Below are 19,110 nucleotides of genomic sequence, written 5' to 3'. Positions count from 1 at the left end.
TACGGCGCGACCCGCAGAGCTTGCGGATTCGCGACCAGATGGGATGCGCCCGGGGTCGCCTGTCGGACCGGGTCCCGCCGCCGGAGGGGATCATGACCGTCGCCAGTGTCACCAGTGTCACACAGTGGGCCAGGAGGGCCGCAAGCACGGCTTTCTGCCTTCTCGCCGCCGCGCTGTGCGCCACACCGGCGCCGGCCGCCGACTACGAGGGCTATGCCGCCCCCGGGCCGGCCCATGCGGGCGGCGTGCCCGCCGGGGCCTGCGCCGATCCGGGCGTGCTGCGCTTCATCACCAACCGCTTCGAATACAAGGCCGCCAACTATATCCGCCGCGACCTGTCGATCTACGAGATCGGCCGGATGCAGCTCAGCCGCTACGAGCCCTTCAACGAATACATGTCCTCCGTCCAGCGGGAATACTGCCTCGCCGATGCGACGCTCACAGACGGCAGCCGCCGCCCGCTCGTCTACCTCATCGAGACGCCCTTCGGCTTTGCCGGCGTCGGCCGCAGCATCGAGTTCTGCATTCCGGGCCTCGATCCCTGGCATGTCTACGGGGCTGCCTGCGCCTCGCTGCGCTAGGGTCCGGACCTGACGTGATCGCCCCCCGAACCGCCCCTGTCCGGCGCCGCGCCGTCCGCCTTGCCGCGCTCGCCCTTGCCGCCTGCCTGCCGCTTGCTGTGTCCGGCTGCGGCGAGGAACAGGCGGGCGCGGGCGGCGGAAAAGCCGAGCAACCGAGAACGGCTGCCAACACTGCGACCGGCAAGGCCGCGGGCAACGGCGCCGGGCGCGCAGGCGGACCGGCGGCGGTGCCGATCGGGCGCGGCTTCGATTTCTACGTCCTCTCGCTCTCCTGGTCGCCGACCTGGTGCATGGACAACGACGCCTCCGGCCGCAGCGAGCAATGCCGCACCGGGCGGAACGCCGGCTTCATCGTGCACGGCCTCTGGCCGCAGAACGAGCGCGGCCATCCGGAATTCTGCCGCACGCGCGAGCCCGACCGGGTGCCGTCCTCGCTTGGCCGCGCCTATCTCGACATCATCCCCTCCATGGGCCTGATCGGCCACCAGTGGCGCAAGCACGGCAGTTGCTCCGGGCTGTCGCAGGCCGACTATCTCGCCGTCGCGCGCGCAGCCTTCGAGCGCATCGACCTGCCGGAGGCGATCGAGGACGGCGGCAGCAGACGCCTCGACCCGGCCGACATCGAGGCCTCGCTGGTTGCGGCCAATCCCGGCCTGGGCAAGCGCGGCATCGCGGTGACCTGCGACGACGGACGGCTCGACGAGATCCGCATCTGCCTGACGCCCGGGCTCGACTTTCGCGATTGCCCGGAGGTGGACCGCGCCGCCTGCCGGGCGAGGACCATCACCCAGCCGCCGGTCCGATGAACCGGACGGCGCCAGACAGGAGAACATGCGTGAAGATCTTCTATTCCTCGGCCTCGCCCTATTCCACCAAGGTGCGCATGGCCGCGCATTATGCCGGCCTCGACGCCGAGCACGTCGTGACCGACACCAATGCCGATCCGGCCGAACTGATCGGCGCCAATCCGCTCGGCAAGATCCCGACGCTGCTGACCGATGCGGGGCTGGCGGTCTATGACAGCCGCGCCATCATGCATTTCATCGACCGCGAGACCGGCCGCAAGCTCTATCCGCGCAACGCCGCCAAGCGCACCGAGGCGGACGTGCTGGAAGCGACGGCCGACGGCGTCTGCGACTGCCTGCTCGCCATCGTCTACGAGCGCCGCTTCCGGCCGGAGGAAAAGGTCCACCAGGCCTGGATCGACCGCCAGTGGTCGAAGGTAGAGCGCAGCCTCGACCATCTGGAAAAGACCCTGCCCCGCCTCGGCAAGAAGCCGCACGGCGGCCACTTTGCCCTCGCCGCCATGCTGCGCTACATCGAACTGCGCTTTGCCGGAAAATGGCAGAAGGGCCGCCCGAAGCTGAAGCGCTACCTCTCACGCTTCGAAGCGGGTGTTCCCGGACTACACGCAGTTCAAGGACTGAGGCTACGGGCTCGGCACTCACCTGCGGCGTCATGCTCGGGCCCGTCCCGAGCATCCGACCACGCCCGCCAAACCGGCAACGATCGTGATCGCGTGTGAAAGCGGGGCCGGCCCGGATCCTCGGGACAAGCCCGAGGATGACGTCTGCGGAAGCGGGACAGCTTGCCCCGATGACAAAAGGCCGGGCGCTTTCGCACCCGGCCTTTTGTTCGTGCTGCTGATCGGGAGGATCAGAACTTCACGCCCATGCCGACGCGGACGCTCTGTTCGTCCTGGCCGGCAGAGACCTTGCCGCTATCGAGGTTGAAGTCCTTGCTGCCGTAGTCGGTGTAGCGGTATTCGACGCGGGCGGTGACGTTGTTGGTGACGAAGGTTTCGGCACCGACGCCGGCGGTCCAGCCGAGCATCGTCTTCTTGTCGGACGAGCTGTTGTCTTCCATCTTGGCGCGCGAAGCGGCGACACCGCCGGTGCCGTAGAGCAGGACCGGGTTCAGGTCGACACCGACGCGGGCGCGCAGCGAACCGTTGACGCCCTGCTTGGCTTCGCGGAAGCGGTTCTCCGAATCGATGCCCGAGTAGTTGACGTCGGCTTCGCCACCGTAGACGAGCTGGCCGCTCTGCATGTTGTAGCCGCCGTAGACGCCGCCGCCGAAGCCGTTGGCGCCGTTGCCGCTCTGCTTTTCAAAGTTGCCGTGCTGCCAGGTCACGGTACCACCGGCATAGCCGCCGGCCCAGTTGCCGCTTGCGACCGGCTCGGCGTAGTCGGCCGCCGGGGCCTGGGGGATCTGATCGACGGCGTCGGCCGCATGGGCGGACTGGAAGGCTGCGATCGACATGGCGGAGGCCATCAGGGTGAGGATCAGAGTACGCATATGAATTCTCCTTTGCACTTCATGCCGCCGGCAAATGTACGCACCAACACGGCATCACTAAATCACGGATCTGGTCGCCCGGTTGCGTTGAAATTGAATAAAGATTGAGGATTTGGAAGAGCCGAAATGTGAAATCTTTGTGGCCCATACGTGACTAGATTAAGATGTTGCTTTTGCACAACACGGTATTTGTTAACCATATCTTCAAGTAATGCAAATATACTTTGATTTCACCCGGAAATCTCGCGGGCGGCACGGATCTGTTAATTATTTCGAAAACTTTTACGGGACCCAGTTTAAGGCCCGGCGTTAATCTCTATATCTGTGGGAGGTTAAGCAAAAGCAACGCGACGCGGGCATATCATTGAGAATTCTTCATCGGACAGCGCTGGTGACGGGGGCCGCCCAGAGGATCGGCCGCGCGATCGCGGAGGACCTGGCCGCGCATGGTTTTTCCGTCGCCATCCATGCCAATTCCTCGATCAAGGCCGCCCGGCAGATCGCAGCCGCGATCACCGGGAACGGCGGCAAGGCGACGGCGCTGGACTGCGACCTTGCCGACGCGGCGGCCACGGAGCGGCTCGTCGGGCGCGCGGTCGAGGCCCTCGGCCCGCTCGGCGTGCTCGTCAACAACGCCTCGCTGTTCAAGCCGGACAATCTGCGGCACTTCGACAGCGCGCTCTGGGACCGGCATTTCGACGTCCATGTCCGGGCACCATCGATCCTGGCGCGCGACTTCGACCGGCAGTTGCCGGCGGACTCGGGCGGGCTGATCGTCAACATCATCGACCAGCGCGTCTGGAACCCGACGCCGCGCTACTATTCCTACACGCTGTCGAAATCGGCGCTGTGGATGGCGACGCGCACCATGGCGCAGGCCTTGGCGCCGCGCATCCGCGTCAACGCCATCGGCCCCGGGCCGACGCTGCCGAACGAGCGGCAGAGCGAAGAGGATTTCCGCGCCCAGACCGAGGCGCTGCTGCTGCAGTCCGGGCCAGGGCTCGACGAATTCGGGCGGACGATCCGTTTTCTGGTCGACACGCCTTCGATTACGGGGCAGATGATCGCGCTTGACGGCGGCCAGCATCTCGCCTGGGAAACGCCCGATGTCGCGGAGATCACGGAATGACCACCGGCCGGCCGGTGCAGGATGGCGGCATCCTGTATGACGAAACCGAACGGGACGACGAGGACGAGGTTGCCGAGGCTTCCCCCGCCCCCGCCTCCCTGCCCGCGATCGAATGGTCGGAGACGATCGAGCGCAACGAGGGCCTGCGCGGCACCGAACTGATCCAGGCCTTCGTCAAGCGTCTGCCGAACAGCCCCGGCGTCTACCGCATGTTCAACGAGGCCGGCGACGTGCTCTATGTCGGCAAGGCCCGCAGCCTGAAGAAGCGCGTCAACAATTATGCGCTCGGGCGCGGCCATTCCAACCGCATCGGCCGGATGATCCGCGAGACGGCGAACATGGAGTTCGTCACGACCCGCACCGAGACCGAGGCGCTGCTGCTGGAAGCCAACCTGATCAAGCGGTTGCGCCCACGCTTCAACGTCCAGCTTCGCGACGACAAGTCGTTTCCCTATATCCTGGTGACCGCCGATACCCGCGCGCCGGCGATCTTCAAGCATCGCGGCGCGCGCAGCCGCAAGGGCGCCTATTTCGGTCCCTTCGCCTCGGCCGGCGCCGTCGGGCGGACGATCAACTCGCTGCAGCGCGCCTTCCTGTTGCGCACCTGCACCGACAGCGTGTTCGAGAGCCGCACACGGCCGTGCCTGCTCTACCAGATCAAGCGCTGTTCGGCGCCCTGCACGCATGAGATCAGCGACGAGGGCTACGGCGAACTGGTGGCCGAGGCGAAGGACTTCCTTTCCGGCAAGAGCCAGAACGTGAAGGGCCAGATCGCCGCCGCGATGAACGAGGCGGCAGAGGACCTCGACTTCGAGCGCGCCGCCGTCTACCGCGACCGGCTGGCAGCACTTTCCCACGTCCAGAGCCATCAGGGCATCAACCCGGCCGGCGTGGAGGAGGCGGACGTCTTTGCGGTCCACCACGAGGGCGGCATCTCCTGCATCCAGGTGTTCTTCTTCCGCACCGGGCAGAACTGGGGCAACCGCGCCTATTTCCCCAAGGCCGATCCGCAGCTTTCGGGGGCCGAGGTGCTGAACGCCTTCCTCGCCCAGTTCTACGACGACAAGCCCTGTCCCCGGCAGATCCTGCTGTCGGAGAAGATCGACGAACTGGAGCTCCTGTCGGAAGCGCTGAGCGAGAAATCGGGGCACCGGGTGGCGATCCTCGTGCCGCAGCGAGGCGAGAAGAAGGACCTCACCGACCAGGTGCTGCAGAACGCCCGCGAGGCGCACGGGCGCAAGCTCGCCGAGACGGCCTCGCAGTCGCGGCTGCTGGAAGGCTTCGCCGAGACCTTCAAGCTCGCCACCGTGCCGCGCCGCATCGAGATCTACGACAACTCGCACATCATGGGCACCAATGCGGTGGGCGGCATGGTGGTGGCGGGGCCGGAAGGCTTCGTGAAGGGGCAATACCGGAAGTTCAACATCAAGTCGACCGAGATCACCCCGGGTGACGACTTCGGCATGATGCGGGAAGTGATGACGCGCCGGTTCTCGCGGCTGATCAAGGAGGAAGGACTGCCCGACCGCAGCGCCGAGGCCGCCCAGGCGGGCGTCGACGCGGCCGACCTGCCCTTCCCCGCCTGGCCGGACGTGATCCTGATCGACGGCGGCCAGGGGCAGATGACGGCGGTGCGGGCGATCCTGGCAGAACTCGGCATCACCGACCATGTCGTCGCCATCGGCGTCGCCAAGGGTGCCGACCGCGAGGCCGGGCGCGAGCGCTTCTTTACATCAGGCACGCCGGATTTCTCGCTGCCGCCGCGCGATCCGGTGCTCTACTTCATCCAGCGCCTGCGCGACGAGGCGCACAGGTTTGCCATCGGCTCGCACCGGGCCCGGCGCAAGAAGGAGATGGTGAAGAACCCGCTGGACGAGATCGCCGGCATCGGGCCGACGCGCAAGCGCGCGCTGCTGCAGCACTTCGGCACCGCCAAGGCGGTCTCGCGCGCCGGCATCTCCGACCTGATGGCGGTGGAGGGCATTTCGGAAAGCGTCGCCCGGCTGGTCTACAACCACTTCCACGAGGACGCGCGATAGGAAGGCAAACGCCGGCGCTGCGGCGCCCACCGTCCTTGCGCTCAGAGCAGGAAGTCACCCTTCGCAAAGGCGATGTGGCCGGAAAACAGGATGGCGAAGTCCGCCTTGCCGTCGCCGTCGGTGTCGCCGGAGAGCAGCGTGTTGGAGCCGGACTTCGTGTAGCGCAGTTCGCCGGCCTGCTTGCCGAAACCCGCCTTGCCGATGAAGCTGAAGGCGTTGTCGGCGCTGCTCGCCTCGCGCGCGTCGATGCCGCGCAGGTCGATCACGTCGCCTGCGACGCGGGAGAAGTCGAGGACGGTGTCACGACCGGCGCTCGAGACCGTGCTGTCCGAGAGGTCGCGGAAGACGAAGACGTCGCGGCCGGAGCCGCCCTTCAGCCTGTCCGACCCGGCGCCGCCGTCCAGCACATCGTTGCCCCGGCCGCCGGCAAGGGTGTCGTTGCCCCTCCCGCCCTCGAGTGCGTCGTTGCCATCGTTGCCACGCAGGGTGTTGTTGCCGGTGTTCCCGGTCAGGCGGTTCGCGGACGCGTTTCCCGTACCCCAGGCGTTCGCCGAACCGGTCAGGATCAGCCGCTCGACATGGTTGGACAGGGTGTGGCTGTGGGCGGAATAGACGGTGTCGGTGCCGCCGCCGGCATATTCGATCACCCTGTCCGACCTGCTGCCGACTATGTAGGCGTCGTTGCCGGCGCCGCCGTAGAGCCGGTTGGTGCCGGTGCCGCCATCCAGCGTGTCATTGCCGGCGCCGCCATCGAGCCTGTCGTTGCCGGTCCCGCCCTCCAGCCGGTCGTTGCCGGCGCCACCAGTAAGCGTATCGTTGCCGGTCCCGCCTTCCAGCCGGTCGTTGCCGGCGCCGCCGGAAAGCGTGTCGTTGCCGCTACCGCCATCCAGCGTGTCGTTGCCGGTGCCGCCATGGAGCCTGTCGTTTCCGGTGCCGCCCTCCAGCCTGTCATTGCCGTCGCCGCCGGACAGTGAATCGTTCCCCGCGCCGCCATAGAGCCTGTCGCTGCCGGCCATGCCCTTCAGCGAATTGGCGCCGGCGTTGCCGGTGATGATGTTGGCGAGTTCATTGCCGGTGCCGCGGTAGCCGGCCGAGCCCAGGAGGGTCAGCTTCTCGACATTGGCCGTCAGGGTATAGCTGCAGCCGGCCTGCACGATATCCGTCCCGCCGTTGGCGGCCTCGACCACCCTGTCGCTGGAGCAGTCGACCACATAGGTGTCGTTTCCGCCCTCGCCCTTCATCGTGTCGGTGCCGGTGCCGCCGTCGAGCAGGTCGTCGCCGCCGCTGCCGGCCAGCGTATCGTTGCCGGCCCGGCCGTACATCAGGTCGCCATGGACGCTGCCGGAGAGGCGATCGTCGCCGTTGGTCCCCGAGAAGACGTCGGCCGACACGCCCTTGACGGTCAGGGTGATCGTCGCCGTCGTCGTGCCGCCTCTGCCGTCGGACACGGTGTAGCTGATCACGACCGTGCGGCTTTCGCCGTCGGCGATGTTCGGGTTCGGGCCGCCCATCGGGTTGTAGATCAGCATCTTCTTCGCATCGATCATGACCGAGCCGAAGCCGGAGACGATCTTGGCGTTGATCATCGCCAGCTTGTCGTCGTCGACGTCGATGGCGGCGTCCTTCAGCTCGATCCGGTAGATCGCGTTCTCATAGGTCGTGCCGCGAATTTCCCGGACATCGGGCCGGTCGTTGACGGCGTCGACGTTCAACGTGATCTTGCGGGTGACGGGGTCGGTGTTCTTGCCACCGAAGTCGGTGCCGCCGTCATCGATGACGTTGAAGGACAGGGCGGCGATCGCCGTGCCGTTCAGGTTGGCGGCCGCCTTCCAGACGAGCTTGCCGTCGGCGATCTGCGACGCCTTGATCTCCTGGCCGGGCACCACCGGCACGCCGCCGAGGGTGAGCGTGCCGTTTACCGGGACCGCGCTGACGCGGATCGCCTGCATCTGGTCGCCGTTGACGTCGGAGAAGCCGAAGTCCTCGACCTTGAAGGTGTAGCTGCCGTCTTCCTTCAGGTAGCGCGCGCTGCTCTGCCCGGTCGGCGCGTCGTTGACCGTGCGGAAGACCTTTTCATAGAGGTGGACGCCGTCCTCCTCCTCGACCTGCCAGGTCAGCGCCAGCCCGCCGTTTTCGAGTGCGGCGATCTTCGGCGCGCCCTGCGGCAGGGCGGTGAGGCCGGTGACATATTCCTCGGCCACCATCCGGGGCGTGCCGTCGGCATGGAAGAGACGGAGCGCGATGGCGTAACCGGCCGAACTCTTCGTGGTCCAGGCGACCGCAAAACCGCCGCCGGCAAGGGCGGCCACATGCGGATCGCCCTGAATGCCGTCGACGGCGAGGTTGACCGGGATATCGCCGGGGATGCGGCTCTTGCCGTCCGGATTATAGACCTGCATGGCGAGACCGGCGTCGTCATGCCAGGCGCTACCGCTCCACAGGACGACGAAGCCGCCGTCCTTCAGCGCCGTCACGATCGGGGCGCGCTGCTCGCCGCCGGTGTGGATGTTGACGGCGAAATCGGTGCCGGCGCGGGCCCTGCCGTCGGCATCGTAGACCTGCATCGCGACATCGGCCTTGTCGCCCTGCCGCTCCCCGACCCAGGCGACGACGAAGCCGCCGTCGGCGAGCGCGGTGACCGCCGGATGGTGCTGGACGTCGTCCTCGTCCGCTGCCAGCGAGACGATCGCCTCCCGTTCGAGCGATCCCCCGGCGTCGTAGATGCGCATGCGCACGGGCCCCTCGGCCCCCTCGCCTTCGGCGACGCCGTCATGGACGACGACGAAGTCGCCGCCGGCGAGCGCCGTGATCTCGAAGTGACCGGTCGAGACGTCGATGCGGATATCGGCGGCGCCGGAACGGATGGTTCCGTCCTTCTCGAAGACCCGCAGCGAAAGCGCGGTCCTGTCGCCGTCGCCGACACGCCAGGCGACGACGAGACCGCCATCGGCCAGCGTCGTGATCATGGCGGCGGACTGGATACCGGCCGTCTCCGCATTGGCCGGCAGGTCGAAGGCGTCGCGCGCCGTGCCGTCCGCGTCGAACAGCCGGAAGGCGACCCCCCGATCGTCGGCGGCGGTCGCGCCGCTCCAGACGACCGCAAAGCCGCCTTCGGCAAGCGCGGTCACCTGCGGCGTCGCCTGGTCACCGCCGGCATCTGCGGCCACCGGGATCTCGACCGTCGAGCGGAGGCTGCCGTCCGCATTGAACACCCGCATGGTGACGTCGGTCGTGCCGTCGGCCGCCCCGCCGCTCCAGACGAGTACGAAGCCGCCGTCCGCCAGCGTCACGATGTCCGAATGTACCGGCCCCTTCGCCCGGTCGCCGTTCAACGGCAACAAATCTCCACCGATGATCCCCATCCGGAGGACCCACCTTTCCCAACTACAGATTTGAATTTTGCACACGCAGCAAAGGCGGCCTGCAACTACAGGTCGCCGTAACGCGGCTGGCGGTACGCGATTTCTGTTTCAATACGAACAAAAAACGAATTCTATTCGCCAAGACTGAAAATATTTGTTCAGCCTGTGTCGGCCGGGTTACAGGCCCGATACCGGACTGCGCGGTAGCGCACGCAACCTTCTTTTAACGAGGGCGATCCGAATATTGCCTTGTTCGCGTAGAAAAGCTCTCGCAAATGGTTGACGGAACTGTCACAAAGACCGCAACTACCCGCAAATACAGTAGAGACTGCAATCCATGGCCCGCCGCGCTTACAGCATCCCGAACCTCCTCACCTATGGCCGCATCCTCGCCGTTCCGGTCATCGTCCTCTGCTTCTTCGTCGAAGGCCGGTTGCAGTCTTCGGATTTCGCCCGCTGGACCGCGCTCGGCCTGTTCGTCGTCGCCTCGATCACCGATTTCCTGGACGGCTATCTCGCCCGCATCTGGAAGCAGACCTCCAATATCGGTCGCATGCTCGACCCGATCGCCGACAAGCTGCTGGTCGCCTCGGTGCTGCTTCTGATGGCGGCCGACGGCACGATCGCCGGCTGGACCATCTGGGCTGCGATCATCATCCTGTGCCGCGAGATCCTGGTCTCGGGCCTGCGCGAGTATCTCGCCGAACTGAAGGTCAGCGTGCCGGTGACGCGCATCGCCAAGTGGAAGACGACGATCCAGATGTTCGCGATCGCCTTCCTGCTCGCCGGCCCGGCCGGCGACAAGGTGCTGCCCTACACGACGGAATTCGGCATCGGCCTTTTGTGGATCGCCGCCGCGATCACCATGTATACGGGGTATGACTACTTCCGGGCCGGCCTGAAGCATATCGTGGACGAATGATGACGACCAAGCTTGTCTACTTCGCGTGGGTGCGCGAGCGGATCGGACGGGACGAGGAGGAGATCGAGCTTCCCGGCCACGTCAGGACCGCGGGCGACCTTTTGCGCCATCTGAAGACGCTCGGCGAGGAATACGAGATCGCGCTCGAGCACGAGAACGTCATCCGGGTCGCCGTCAACCAGGAGCATGTGGAACACGACGAGCCGATCGCGGGTGCGCGCGAGATCGCGCTGTTCCCGCCGATGACCGGAGGCTGAGCCATGGCCGCCACCTCTCCCCCTGCTCCTGTCGTCGTGCGCATCCAGCGCGACGATTTCGACGTGGCGGCGGAGACTGCGGCGCTCGTCGCCGGGCGCACGTCCATCGGCGCGATCGTCACCTTCACCGGGCTTTGCCGCGACGAGGACGGCGCGCTTTCGGCGCTGGAGCTCGAGCACTATCCCGGCATGGCAGAGGCCGAGATCCGGCGGATCTGCGAGGACGCCGTCACCCGGTTCTCGCTGCAGGGGATTGCGGCGATCCACCGGTTCGGCCGGATGGCGCCGGGCGAAAACATCGTGCTCGTCATCGCCGCCGCCCCGCATCGCCAGGCCGCCTTCGACGGCGCCTCCTTCGTGATGGACTACCTGAAGACTTCCGCCCCCTTCTGGAAGAAGGAGCACCTGGCCGACGGGACCGACGGCGGCTGGGTGGAAGCGAAGGATGCCGACGACCGGGCGCGCGCGAAGTGGAAGCCGTAGACCGGCCCCTCATTTTCAGGGGATTCCCCGCTCGCGGCGGAAGACGACGAGCAGCAGCACCAGCGCCGAATAGATGACGAGGTCGCGCCAGAGGAAATCGCCATAGGCGTTCCAGAGCGTCTCCGCCACGCCGAGGGCGGCGCCGCCGAGCGCGGAGAGGAGCGGGCTGGCATAGCCGCCGATAGCAGCGATGAAGAGCACCTTCACGCCGAAGCTGAGGCCGGCGCCGAAATCCATGTTGCCGTAGTAGCCGGAAGCCAGGATGCCTGCGACGCAGGCGATGAAGGCTGCGAGCGCGAAGGCCGTCAGGAAGACGCGGGCGCCGTCGATGCCGCAGAGTTCGGCCGCCTGCCTGTCGTCGCAGACCGCCCGCCAGCGCCGCCCCCATGGCGAGCGGGCCAGGTAGACATGGCCCACGGCGACGATTGCGACCATCAGGGCTGAATTGACCATCTGCAGGACGGTCAGCGTCACCGGAAACGACGGATCCCCCCAGAGTTCGACCGGCTGGCTGAGCAGCGGCGGCAGCCAGAGGCTGCGCGTGTCCGAGGCGAGGCGCGCCGTCTCCATCAACACCAGCACGACGCCGAGAGCGGCGACGACCACGGTATTGTCGGCGGAAAAGGCGAGCGGGCGCATGACATGGCGGCCGACGACCAGGCCCACGCCCATGCCGTAGACCAGCGCCATGGCCGCGCCGAAGCCGAGGGCGGCCGGCAGGACGAGCCAGAGCCGGTTCCAGCCGATATCGGAAAACAGGATGAACATCTGCCCGGCAAAGGCGAAGAGCGCGCCATAGCTGATATCGGCCCGCCGCGTCACCGAGAATGCGATCGCATAGCCGAAGGCGAGCACGGCATAGAGGGCCGCGACCGGGACGGCATTGGCGATCTGCTGCAGGAAATAGGCCATCGGGCTACTCGCGGGTGACAAAGCCAGTATAACTGGTAAAATGGCTTTTACCAGTTAGGACGAGAGCATGACCTTCTCCTGGACGCCCCATCGCTTTTCCGGCGGCGCGCTTGCGCTGGACGTCGCCAATTCCGTCGTGCTCCGGGCGGACCCGGCGCGCCGGATCGACCGCTATGCCGACCCGGCAACGATGGACGCATTTGCGGCCGCCGCGAGCCTGCATTGCACCGAGCGTGACAGCGCCGCCCCGCTCGTCCCCGTCCCGCCTGTGCGGCGCGACGCCTTCATCGGGCTGCGCGAGGCGATCGACGGCCACTTCCGGGCGGAAGCGTCGGGGCGCGGTTCGCCGGTGCTGCTGGCGCAACTGCTCGACGCCATCGCCGGTACGCTGCGCCGGTCCGGACGGGAGCCGGGCGCCCTCGACACGGCGACGGCCCATTCGGCGCTGCGGCTTGCGGCCCATGCCGAGCCCGACCGGCTCAAGATCTGCCCCAATTGCGGCTGGCTGTTCCTGGACCGCAGCCGCAACCGCTCGCGCGCCTGGTGCGACATGGCGGTCTGCGGCAACCGCGCCAAGGCGAGCCGGCACTATCGCCGCCGCAGGGAGGGCTGACGATGGGGCATTTTCGACCGTTCGCCATGGCAATTGCGCTTGCGCTGTCGATGGCGCTTGCCGGATGCCAGCGCGAGAGCGGCGCCGATCCGCTGCAACTGACCGGCAAGATGTTCGTGTTCAACTACCGCCTCGCCTACGCCACCTATGTCATCACGCTGAACCGGACCGAGCCGCTGCCGGACGGGGCGACGGTGACCGCCGAATTCGAGAACCCGGCCGGCGGGACGCCGCTGGTGACGACGCGCAGGCTGTCTCCGAAGCTGGAGAAGGTGGTGCTGGAAAGCCCGGAGATCGCCTGCGTGAAGAAGGCAAGGCCCTATCGCGTGGCGATCCGGGTCAACGGGCCGGACGGCGCGCAGTTGCAGGCGCTGGAGACGACCGTCGTCTCCGACCTCGACCAGAGCGTGCTGCCGGCACAGGCGCTGGTGGTCGGCCCGGCCTACGACAAGAACCCGCAAATGTTCAAGGACGGCAAGGCGCCTGTGCATTTCGAGACGGCGAAGTGCCCGGTGTGATCCGACCCCGGGCAAGGCGCTCCAGCGACGCGCGGAATGCGCTCGCCGCATTGTAGAGCACATCCGGCGCAAAACCGGAGAAGCCGATCACCAGACCCTGCCGCGGCGGTTCGGACACGGCCATCGAGGACAGCGCACGCACGCCGAGGCCGGCCGCGGCTGCGGGCTCGACCAGTTCGGTGTCGCGCATCCCCGGCGCCAATCCGGCCAGCAGGTGCAGGCCCTGCTCGGGAATGTCGACGCCAAGCCCCTGCCCGCCCTCGAGGCCGGCGGCCAGTGCATCGCGGGCAGCCGCCAGCCGGCGGCGGGCGCGGCGCAGGTGGGCTGCGAGATGGCCCTCGCGGATGAACTCGGCCAGGGCCGCCTCCGCCAGCGTGGCGGGAAAACGGTCGGTGCGGGCGCGCAGCGCGACCACCTTCTCCATCACCGCCTCCGGCAGCACCGCATAGCCGATGCGCAGGCCCGGCAGCAGAACTTTGGAGAAGGTGCCGAGATAGACGACGCGGCCGGCAGCATCCAGGCCCTGCATGGCCGTCAGCGGCGGGCCGGCATAGCGGAACTCGCTGTCGTAGTCGTCCTCGACGATCCAGGCATCGTTGCGGCGCGCCCAGTCGATCAGCGCCAGCCGCCGGCGCATGCTCATCGCCACGCCGAGCGGGAACTGGTGCGACGGCGTGACGTAGACGGCGCGGGCATCGGGCATCAGCGCCGCGCCGCGCTCCACATCCAGCCCCTCGGCATCCACCGGCACGCCCTTGAGGCGGATGCCGTTGCCGTCGAAGGCGGCGCGGGCGCTCGGATAGCAGGGGTCCTCGATCCAGGCGCCGTCGCCGGGGTTCAGCATGGCCCGGACGAAGAGATCGAGGCCCTGCTGGGTGCCGGCGGTGACGATGATCTGCCCGGCATCGCAGCGCACCCCGCGGGCGGTGCGCAGGTAGGCGGCGATCGCCGCGCGCAACCCCTCGCCGCCGCGCGGGTCGCCATAGTGGAAATGCTCCGGACCCGGGCGGGCGAGATGCCGGGACAAGAGCGCCCGGAAGATCTTCAGCGAGCGGCCGTCGGCGGTCGCGACCCCGAGCGTGCCCGGCAGCGGCATTTCCGGCTTCCGGCCGCGGCCCTCGAGAACGGGTCGGGCGTCGATCAGCGGCACCGCATCGCTGACGAAGGTGCCGGCGCCGACGCGGGCCACGGTGAAGCCGTCCGATGCGAGGCGCTCGAAGGCTGCGACCACGGCGATGCGCGACATGCGCAGCCGTGTCGCCAGGTCGCGCGTCGGCGGCAGCTTGGCGCCCGGCGGCACTGCCCCGGTCTCGATCAGCCGGCGGATCGCCGCGTAGAGCGCCTGCGTGCGCGGGCCCTCACCCGGCAGGACCGGGACGAGCGCCGACCAGTCGGGCAGATTGGCCTTCTTTTTTATCTCTGGATTGGAGCTGTTTCGAACCAATGACATGGCGTCATGTAAGCGCCGTACCAGACGAAAGGCAAGACCGTGACCGTCCATCCGCAGCAACCAGACCCCGCCCCCAGCTATCCGGTGTCGGACCGCAACAGGCTGAAACGCCGGCACGACCGGGCACGCTACGACCATGCCTCGGTGCATGCGGTCCTCGACGCGGCCATGCTCTGTCACGTCAGCTATGTCATCGACGGCCAGCCCTATTGCACGCCGACGCTGTTCTGGCGGGAAGGCACCCGGCTCTACTGGCACGGTTCCTCGGCAAGCCGCATGCTCCGGCACCTGCGGGCGGGGACGCCGGCCTGCCTGACCGTGGCCCATCTCGACGGGCTGGTGCTGGCCCGCGCCGGCTTCAACCATTCGGCCAATTACCGCTCGGCCATGTGCTTCGGCACTGCGCGGATCGTCGACGATCCGGAGGAGAAGGCGGCCGCCCTTCTCGCCGTCGTCGACCGTCTCTATCCCGGCCGCTCCGCAAGCTTGCGGCCGATCACGGCGCGGGAGATCAAGGCCACCAGCGTGATCGGCATGGAGATCGAGCAGGCCTCGGCCAAGGTGCGGGCCAAGGGCGTCGCCGACGACGAGGCGGATTACGGGCTGCCGATCTGGGCCGGCGTCGTCCCGGTCACGACCGTTCTCGGCGCCGCCGAGCCCTGTCCGCGGCTGGTGGAGGGAGTGGAGCCGCCTGCGGAACTCCTCCGCTTTGCGCCCGGCCAGGCGCTGGACAAGAGCCTGGCCGACGCCCAGCGGGCCTTCGAGGAGGCCTGACCGCCCGCCGAAGCCCTTGCCGAAAAAGAAAAGCCCGGGACGCAAGCCCCGGGCGATTTTTCATGCCGGCATCGTTTGCGGTTCCGCTTTACCGAATCCCGTCAGGGGCTTGGCTGCGGATCCTCAGAGGCTGAATCAGCCGACGATTTCGGTGTCGGAGAACCAGTAGCGGATTTCCTGGGCGGCGGTTTCCGGGGCGTCGGAGCCGTGGACGGAGTTTTCGCCGATCGAAAGCGCATGGGTCTTGCGGATCGTGCCTTCGTCGGCGTTGGCCGGATTGGTCGCGCCCATGATCTCGCGGTTCTTCAGGATGGCGTTCTCGCCTTCCAGCACCTGGACGATGGTCGGGCCGGAGGTCATGCCTTCGACGAGTTCGCCGAAGAACGGGCGCTCCTTGTGGACGGCGTAGAAGCCTTCAGCTTCGCGGCGGCTCATCCAGACGCGCTTGGAGGCGACGACGCGCAGGCCGGCATCCTCGAGCATCTTGGTGATAGCGCCGGTCAGGTTGCGCTTCGTCGCATCCGGCTTGATCATCGAAAAGGTGCGTTCAATCGCCATAGTCTCGTTTCCCTTGGTGTACGGTGTGGCGGTTCCTTACCCGCCAACGCGCCGCAAAACAAGGGGGCCCCAGCTCGAGGCGATCGATGCCGGCGAGCGTTCAGGCGGCGCGCACGCCGCGACCCAGTCCCTCGTACAGATCGAGGCAGCGCTCGAACCATGCGGCGACGGGGTCGTCGTCCTGCAGCACCTTCGCCGGCGAGGCAACGCGCAGCCACTGCAGCGCGCCGAAGACGATGTAATCGGCAAAGAGCGGACCCTGCCCGCCGATGAAGGGCTGGACTTTCAGCATGGCGCGCAGCGGTTCGAGCTTGCCGGCAAAGGCTGCGACCTCGTCGGCGCGGGCGGCCACGACCTCCTCCAGCGGGCGGCCGAGGCGACGTTCGCGGCTCTGGCGGAAATAGGCCCGGTCCTCGGGGCCGAGCATGTCGTGAATGTCGACCAGCGCAATGCGCATCACCGCCGGGTGCAGTGTCGTCATCGACCAACTCTCGACGAAACGCGCCATCGCCCTGCCGCCCTCGCCGGAAAACAGCGCCGGCCGATCGGGATAGGCGTCATCCAGATAGAGCGCGATGTCGAAGCTGTCGCGCACGAGCCTGTCACCGTCCCGCAGGACCGGCACCGTGGGCGAAAAGCCTTCCTCCAGCTTCGGGATCTGCGTGAAGCCGACCGTCTCGACCTCGTGCGCAAGCCCCTTGTGGGCGAGCGACAGCATGGTCTTCCACACATGCGGGGAAAAGGGACGGGTGCGGTCGGCACCGCAGAGCGCGTAGAGCTTCAGGGGCATGGCTTGTTCCTTGCGAGTCGGGACGTCTGGGGCGGCCATTGCAGACGAGGCAGCCTGCGGGATCAAATCAGAAAAATTCATGCGACCCATCACCGCGCCTCCGCTAAGGGAGTGCTAGACTTCCCCCTTTGCAACAGCATCCGGAAACCGACATGCTCGATCACTACAGGAACCTGGCCGCCTACAATGCCTGGGCGAACCGCGTCGTCTATGCCGAGGCCGCCTCGCTCTCGCCGCAGGCCTACCGCGAGAATCGCGGCGCCTATTTCGGCTCGCTGCACGGAACGCTCAACCACCTGCTGGTCGCCGACCGCATCTGGATGAGCCGTTTCACCGGTTCCGGCGATGCGCCGACCCGGCTCGATGCCATCCTGCACGAGGATATCGACAGCCTGCGCCAGGCGCGGGTGGCCGAGGACCAGCGGATCATCGACTGGCTCGGCTCACTCGACGAGGACAGGCTCGGCCAGGAGGTCACCTACAGCCCGATCACGCATCCGACCCCGGTGAAACATCCGCTCAGCATGGGGCTTGCGCATTTCTTCAACCACCAGACCCACCATCGCGGCCAGTGCCATACGATCCTGACCTCGATGGGCAGGCCGAGCCTCTCGCTGGATCTCATCTTCTTCATGCGCAACGAGGGCGCGAACCTGCCGCGGATCTGACATCCCTCGCGCGGGTCGGTTCCCTCCCTGTTACCCAAGTGACAGTGTTGCTCCGGTTGCAGTGCCATAGTCGTTTCGCCGGAAAGCCGAAAGGCGATTCCCCCCACCCCGGCGACGAGGACGTGACATGGCGAGAAAAAGCGATGAGTGGAGCGCGCTGCTGGGCAGCACGTTGTCGAAGATGGCGCTGGTGCGGGGCACGGACAGCCCGGACGCCTACCTGCCGGACGAGTGCTTCGACGTGATCGAGAAACTGTTTGCGGTGGCGATGGAAGAGGCGCGCGCGGAAGGCTATGCCTCAGCGATCCGCGACACGCAGCAGGCGCGGGCGCGCGCCAAGGAAGGGACCCTTCGGCAGATGATCCGCGTGATCCGCGCCCTGCCGAGTGTGCGGCTGTTCGCCTGACCCATCCGCGGCACCGGTGCGGCAGGCGACCGGTGCCTGTGTTTCCTGCCGACCGCGCGGGCGCCTTCGTCGTCGCCCGTGAGCGGCCGGCTTCGCGCGCCGCCTTCCCGCGGACCGGCCTGCAAGCAACGGGTTCTTAAGGCTTATCAGCTAGTGATTGTAGACGCCGGCACCGGTTAAGGACCGGCGCGCCCCGCACGCTGTCCAACCACTGGTGAGCCATGACCGCAAAGGCGAATGCACCGGATACGCTTGCCCGATCGGCCGCCGTGCTGGCGAAGATCGCGCAACTGATGACGCGGCTGGAGATCCCGGCCATCCCGCGCAATTTTTCGCTGCTGCACGAGGCGCTGACGGGAAGCAACACCGCGCTCGGCCGCGAGATCACCGCCCTCGGCAAGGCGCCGGCGCAGGAGGCGCTGGACGCCATCGGCCTGCGCAACGGCCTGCCGGACCACAATGCGCTCGTGCTCGGCCACAGCGCCACCGACCTGATGCGCACCATCGCGGCCCTTGCAAGCGAGGCGGAGGGCGAGCGCCAGAAGCGCGCCAATGCGGTGACGCAGATCAACCAGCTTCTCGGACGCCTCAGGGCCGATCCGGTGATGGCCATGACGGATTTCGCCAGCCAGGCCGGCCTGCTCGTCGCTGCCGTCGAGGCGCTGATCGGCAGCGAGAGCGCCCACTGCCAGCGGCTCGACGCCCTGGTCGCCCGGCTGGAGAACGTTGCGGCGGGGGCTGTGGCCAGCGAGACCGCGCTGCTGCACGACCCGATCACCGGCCTTGCCAACCGCACCGCGCTGATGAACCGGCTGGTGGCGACCTATGACGCCGAGGACAGTTCCGGCAGCGCCCTGCTGCTGATGCGGGTCGAGCGGCTGAAGAGCCTGTCCGACAGCCATGCAACCGGCGCCAGCGAAGAGGCGCTGAAGCAGATCGCCACCATCTTCCGCAAGTCGATCAAGAAGCTCGACTATGTCGCCCGCGTCGGCGGCGACGGGTTCGCCTTCCTGTTCGACAAGGTCGACCACGACAGCGCGGTCCTGATCGCCGAGCGCATCCGCCACCGGCTGGAGACGGAAGTGTTCCGCATCTCGGGCCGGGACTACCTGCCCGGCACGCTCTCGCTCACCGTCGGCGCCGCGTTCACCGACGATGCGCAGAACGGCAACGAGCTCTTCCGGCAGGCGATGCTGGCGCTCGAGGCCGCCAACGAGAGCGGAACCTGCGTCTACTCGGTGGAACTGACCGAGCTCGCCGGGCGCAACTACCGCAGGGAGAGCGCCTGAGGTCACGCGGACGTCAGGCCCGAACCGGGCCGGTGCCTCTTGCGCAGGTGCGGCTCGCCAC

18 protein-coding genes and 2 pseudogenes are annotated in these 19,110 nt (G+C 67.4%); 14 read left to right on the top strand and 6 right to left on the bottom strand.

From position 1 onward, the window contains the following. Positions 1-92 precede the first annotated feature (92 nt). The 3 genes and pseudogenes from LQK81_RS03985 to LQK81_RS03975 all read left to right on the top strand — a co-directional run. Positions 93-581: a hypothetical protein gene (locus LQK81_RS03985; RefSeq protein ID WP_230803583.1), complete on the top strand. Its 489-nt coding sequence runs from the start codon at positions 93-95 to the stop codon at positions 579-581. A gap of 14 nt (positions 582-595) precedes the next feature. Next, positions 596-1,387, top strand: a complete 792-nt coding sequence (locus tag LQK81_RS03980) for a ribonuclease T2 family protein (protein WP_230803582.1) — start codon at positions 596-598, stop codon at positions 1,385-1,387. After that, positions 1,384-1,989 (top strand): annotated as a pseudogene (locus tag LQK81_RS03975) (glutathione S-transferase); the annotation flags it as partial. The gene LQK81_RS03980 and the pseudogene LQK81_RS03975, both read left to right, overlap by 4 nt. Positions 1,990-2,237: 248 nt before the next feature. Here LQK81_RS03975 and LQK81_RS03970 read toward each other — a convergent pair. Continuing rightward, complete coding sequence (locus LQK81_RS03970; RefSeq protein WP_230803581.1) at positions 2,238-2,879, bottom strand: outer membrane protein; 642 nt, start codon at positions 2,877-2,879, stop codon at positions 2,238-2,240. A gap of 364 nt (positions 2,880-3,243) precedes the next feature. On the opposite strand from LQK81_RS03970, the gene LQK81_RS03965 reads away from it, so the two are divergent. Both LQK81_RS03965 and uvrC read left to right on the top strand, forming a co-directional pair. Next, on the top strand, positions 3,244-4,008 hold the full coding sequence (locus LQK81_RS03965) for an SDR family oxidoreductase (RefSeq protein WP_230803579.1): 765 nt from the start codon (positions 3,244-3,246) through the stop codon (positions 4,006-4,008). A gap of 140 nt (positions 4,009-4,148) precedes the next feature. Beyond that, positions 4,149-6,047 (top strand): annotated as a pseudogene (gene uvrC / locus LQK81_RS03960) (excinuclease ABC subunit UvrC); the annotation flags it as partial. 41 nt (positions 6,048-6,088) lie between these two features. On the opposite strand, the gene LQK81_RS03955 reads toward uvrC, so the two are convergent. Further along, positions 6,089-9,385 (bottom strand): cadherin-like domain-containing protein, encoded by a 3,297-nt coding sequence (locus tag LQK81_RS03955; RefSeq protein WP_330166531.1) that lies wholly within the window; start codon positions 9,383-9,385, stop codon positions 6,089-6,091. A gap of 361 nt (positions 9,386-9,746) precedes the next feature. On the opposite strand from LQK81_RS03955, the gene pgsA reads away from it, so the two are divergent. Genes pgsA through LQK81_RS03940 form a run of 3 tightly spaced genes read left to right on the top strand, consistent with a single transcriptional unit; the run spans position 9,747 to position 11,071 of the window. Further along, positions 9,747-10,331 carry a CDP-diacylglycerol--glycerol-3-phosphate 3-phosphatidyltransferase gene (gene pgsA, locus LQK81_RS03950; protein WP_230803575.1) on the top strand — a complete coding sequence of 195 codons (585 nt, stop codon included), beginning with the start codon at positions 9,747-9,749 and terminating at the stop codon, positions 10,329-10,331. Further along, positions 10,328-10,588, top strand: coding sequence for a molybdopterin converting factor subunit 1 (gene moaD, locus LQK81_RS03945; protein ID WP_230803573.1), 261 nt, complete (start codon positions 10,328-10,330; stop codon positions 10,586-10,588). Before pgsA ends, moaD begins: the two co-directional genes overlap by 4 nt. Before the next feature lie 3 nt (positions 10,589-10,591). Then, the gene (locus LQK81_RS03940) at positions 10,592-11,071 is read left to right on the top strand and encodes a molybdenum cofactor biosynthesis protein MoaE (RefSeq protein WP_230803571.1); all 480 of its coding nucleotides are present in this window, start codon (positions 10,592-10,594) and stop codon (positions 11,069-11,071) included. 15 nt (positions 11,072-11,086) lie between these two features. On the opposite strand, the gene LQK81_RS03935 is transcribed toward LQK81_RS03940, so the two are convergent. Continuing rightward, the gene (locus tag LQK81_RS03935) at positions 11,087-11,983 is read right to left on the bottom strand and encodes a branched-chain amino acid ABC transporter permease (protein WP_230803569.1); all 897 of its coding nucleotides are present in this window, start codon (positions 11,981-11,983) and stop codon (positions 11,087-11,089) included. 67 nt (positions 11,984-12,050) lie between these two features. Between LQK81_RS03935 and LQK81_RS03930 the strand changes: the two genes are divergently transcribed. Together LQK81_RS03930 and LQK81_RS03925 are read left to right on the top strand one after the other, a co-directional pair. Then, on the top strand, positions 12,051-12,596 hold the full coding sequence (locus LQK81_RS03930; RefSeq protein WP_230803567.1) for a CGNR zinc finger domain-containing protein: 546 nt from the start codon (positions 12,051-12,053) through the stop codon (positions 12,594-12,596). A gap of 2 nt (positions 12,597-12,598) precedes the next feature. Further along, entirely contained in the window at positions 12,599-13,114 is a 516-nt protein-coding gene (locus LQK81_RS03925) for a hypothetical protein (RefSeq protein WP_230803565.1), read from the top strand. Here the strand turns inward: LQK81_RS03925 and pdxR are convergent. Continuing rightward, complete coding sequence (pdxR, locus tag LQK81_RS03920; protein ID WP_230803563.1) at positions 13,062-14,564, bottom strand: MocR-like pyridoxine biosynthesis transcription factor PdxR; 1,503 nt, start codon at positions 14,562-14,564, stop codon at positions 13,062-13,064. The genes LQK81_RS03925 and pdxR overlap by 53 nt on opposite strands. A 39-nt stretch (positions 14,565-14,603) precedes the next feature. Here pdxR and LQK81_RS03915 point away from each other — a divergent pair, with 39 nt between their 5' ends. Continuing rightward, positions 14,604-15,338 (top strand): pyridoxamine 5'-phosphate oxidase family protein, encoded by a 735-nt coding sequence (locus tag LQK81_RS03915; protein ID WP_230803561.1) that lies wholly within the window; start codon positions 14,604-14,606, stop codon positions 15,336-15,338. 135 nt (positions 15,339-15,473) lie between these two features. Here the strand turns inward: LQK81_RS03915 and ndk are convergent, their stop codons facing one another. Together ndk and LQK81_RS03905 are read right to left on the bottom strand one after the other, a co-directional pair. Then, positions 15,474-15,896, bottom strand: coding sequence for a nucleoside-diphosphate kinase (gene ndk, locus LQK81_RS03910; RefSeq protein ID WP_230803559.1), 423 nt, complete (start codon positions 15,894-15,896; stop codon positions 15,474-15,476). 100 nt (positions 15,897-15,996) lie between these two features. Then, positions 15,997-16,686 carry a glutathione S-transferase family protein gene (locus tag LQK81_RS03905; protein WP_230803557.1) on the bottom strand — a complete coding sequence of 230 codons (690 nt, stop codon included), beginning with the start codon at positions 16,684-16,686 and terminating at the stop codon, positions 15,997-15,999. A gap of 152 nt (positions 16,687-16,838) precedes the next feature. On the opposite strand from LQK81_RS03905, the gene LQK81_RS03900 reads away from it, so the two are divergent. From LQK81_RS03900 to LQK81_RS03890, 3 genes are all read left to right on the top strand, one after another. Continuing rightward, positions 16,839-17,354 (top strand): DinB family protein, encoded by a 516-nt coding sequence (locus tag LQK81_RS03900; RefSeq protein ID WP_230803555.1) that lies wholly within the window; start codon positions 16,839-16,841, stop codon positions 17,352-17,354. 127 nt (positions 17,355-17,481) lie between these two features. Beyond that, complete coding sequence (locus LQK81_RS03895) at positions 17,482-17,760, top strand: hypothetical protein (RefSeq protein WP_230803553.1); 279 nt, start codon at positions 17,482-17,484, stop codon at positions 17,758-17,760. Positions 17,761-17,981: 221 nt separating this feature from the next. Further along, the gene (locus LQK81_RS03890) at positions 17,982-19,049 is read left to right on the top strand and encodes a GGDEF domain-containing protein (RefSeq protein ID WP_230803551.1); all 1,068 of its coding nucleotides are present in this window, start codon (positions 17,982-17,984) and stop codon (positions 19,047-19,049) included. Positions 19,050-19,110 lie beyond the last annotated feature (61 nt).

The sequence above is a fragment of the Rhizobium sp. GN54 genome, assembly GCF_021026345.1.
Lineage (GTDB): Bacteria > Pseudomonadota > Alphaproteobacteria > Rhizobiales > Rhizobiaceae > Mycoplana.
Note: the sequence above shows the minus strand (reverse complement) of the source record. Positions and strands in the feature narration are given on the sequence as shown.

Excerpts from the sequence above, each read along its gene's own strand:
- LQK81_RS03985 (WP_230803583.1), top strand. The coding sequence starts at position 93 with ATGACCGTCGCCAGTGTCACCAGTGTCACACAGTGGGCCAGGAGGGCC.
- LQK81_RS03970 (WP_230803581.1), bottom strand. The coding sequence starts at position 2,879 with ATGCGTACTCTGATCCTCACCCTGATGGCCTCCGCCATGTCGATCGCA.
- pgsA (WP_230803575.1), top strand. The coding sequence starts at position 9,747 with ATGGCCCGCCGCGCTTACAGCATCCCGAACCTCCTCACCTATGGCCGC.
- moaD (WP_230803573.1), top strand. The coding sequence starts at position 10,328 with ATGATGACGACCAAGCTTGTCTACTTCGCGTGGGTGCGCGAGCGGATC.
- LQK81_RS03940 (WP_230803571.1), top strand. The coding sequence starts at position 10,592 with ATGGCCGCCACCTCTCCCCCTGCTCCTGTCGTCGTGCGCATCCAGCGC.
- LQK81_RS03935 (WP_230803569.1), bottom strand. The coding sequence starts at position 11,983 with ATGGCCTATTTCCTGCAGCAGATCGCCAATGCCGTCCCGGTCGCGGCC.
- LQK81_RS03930 (WP_230803567.1), top strand. The coding sequence starts at position 12,051 with ATGACCTTCTCCTGGACGCCCCATCGCTTTTCCGGCGGCGCGCTTGCG.
- LQK81_RS03925 (WP_230803565.1), top strand. The coding sequence starts at position 12,599 with ATGGGGCATTTTCGACCGTTCGCCATGGCAATTGCGCTTGCGCTGTCG.
- pdxR (WP_230803563.1), bottom strand. The coding sequence starts at position 14,564 with ATGTCATTGGTTCGAAACAGCTCCAATCCAGAGATAAAAAAGAAGGCC.
- ndk (WP_230803559.1), bottom strand. The coding sequence starts at position 15,896 with ATGGCGATTGAACGCACCTTTTCGATGATCAAGCCGGATGCGACGAAG.
- LQK81_RS03905 (WP_230803557.1), bottom strand. The coding sequence starts at position 16,686 with ATGCCCCTGAAGCTCTACGCGCTCTGCGGTGCCGACCGCACCCGTCCC.
- LQK81_RS03900 (WP_230803555.1), top strand. The coding sequence starts at position 16,839 with ATGCTCGATCACTACAGGAACCTGGCCGCCTACAATGCCTGGGCGAAC.
- LQK81_RS03895 (WP_230803553.1), top strand. The coding sequence starts at position 17,482 with ATGGCGAGAAAAAGCGATGAGTGGAGCGCGCTGCTGGGCAGCACGTTG.
- LQK81_RS03890 (WP_230803551.1), top strand. The coding sequence starts at position 17,982 with ATGACCGCAAAGGCGAATGCACCGGATACGCTTGCCCGATCGGCCGCC.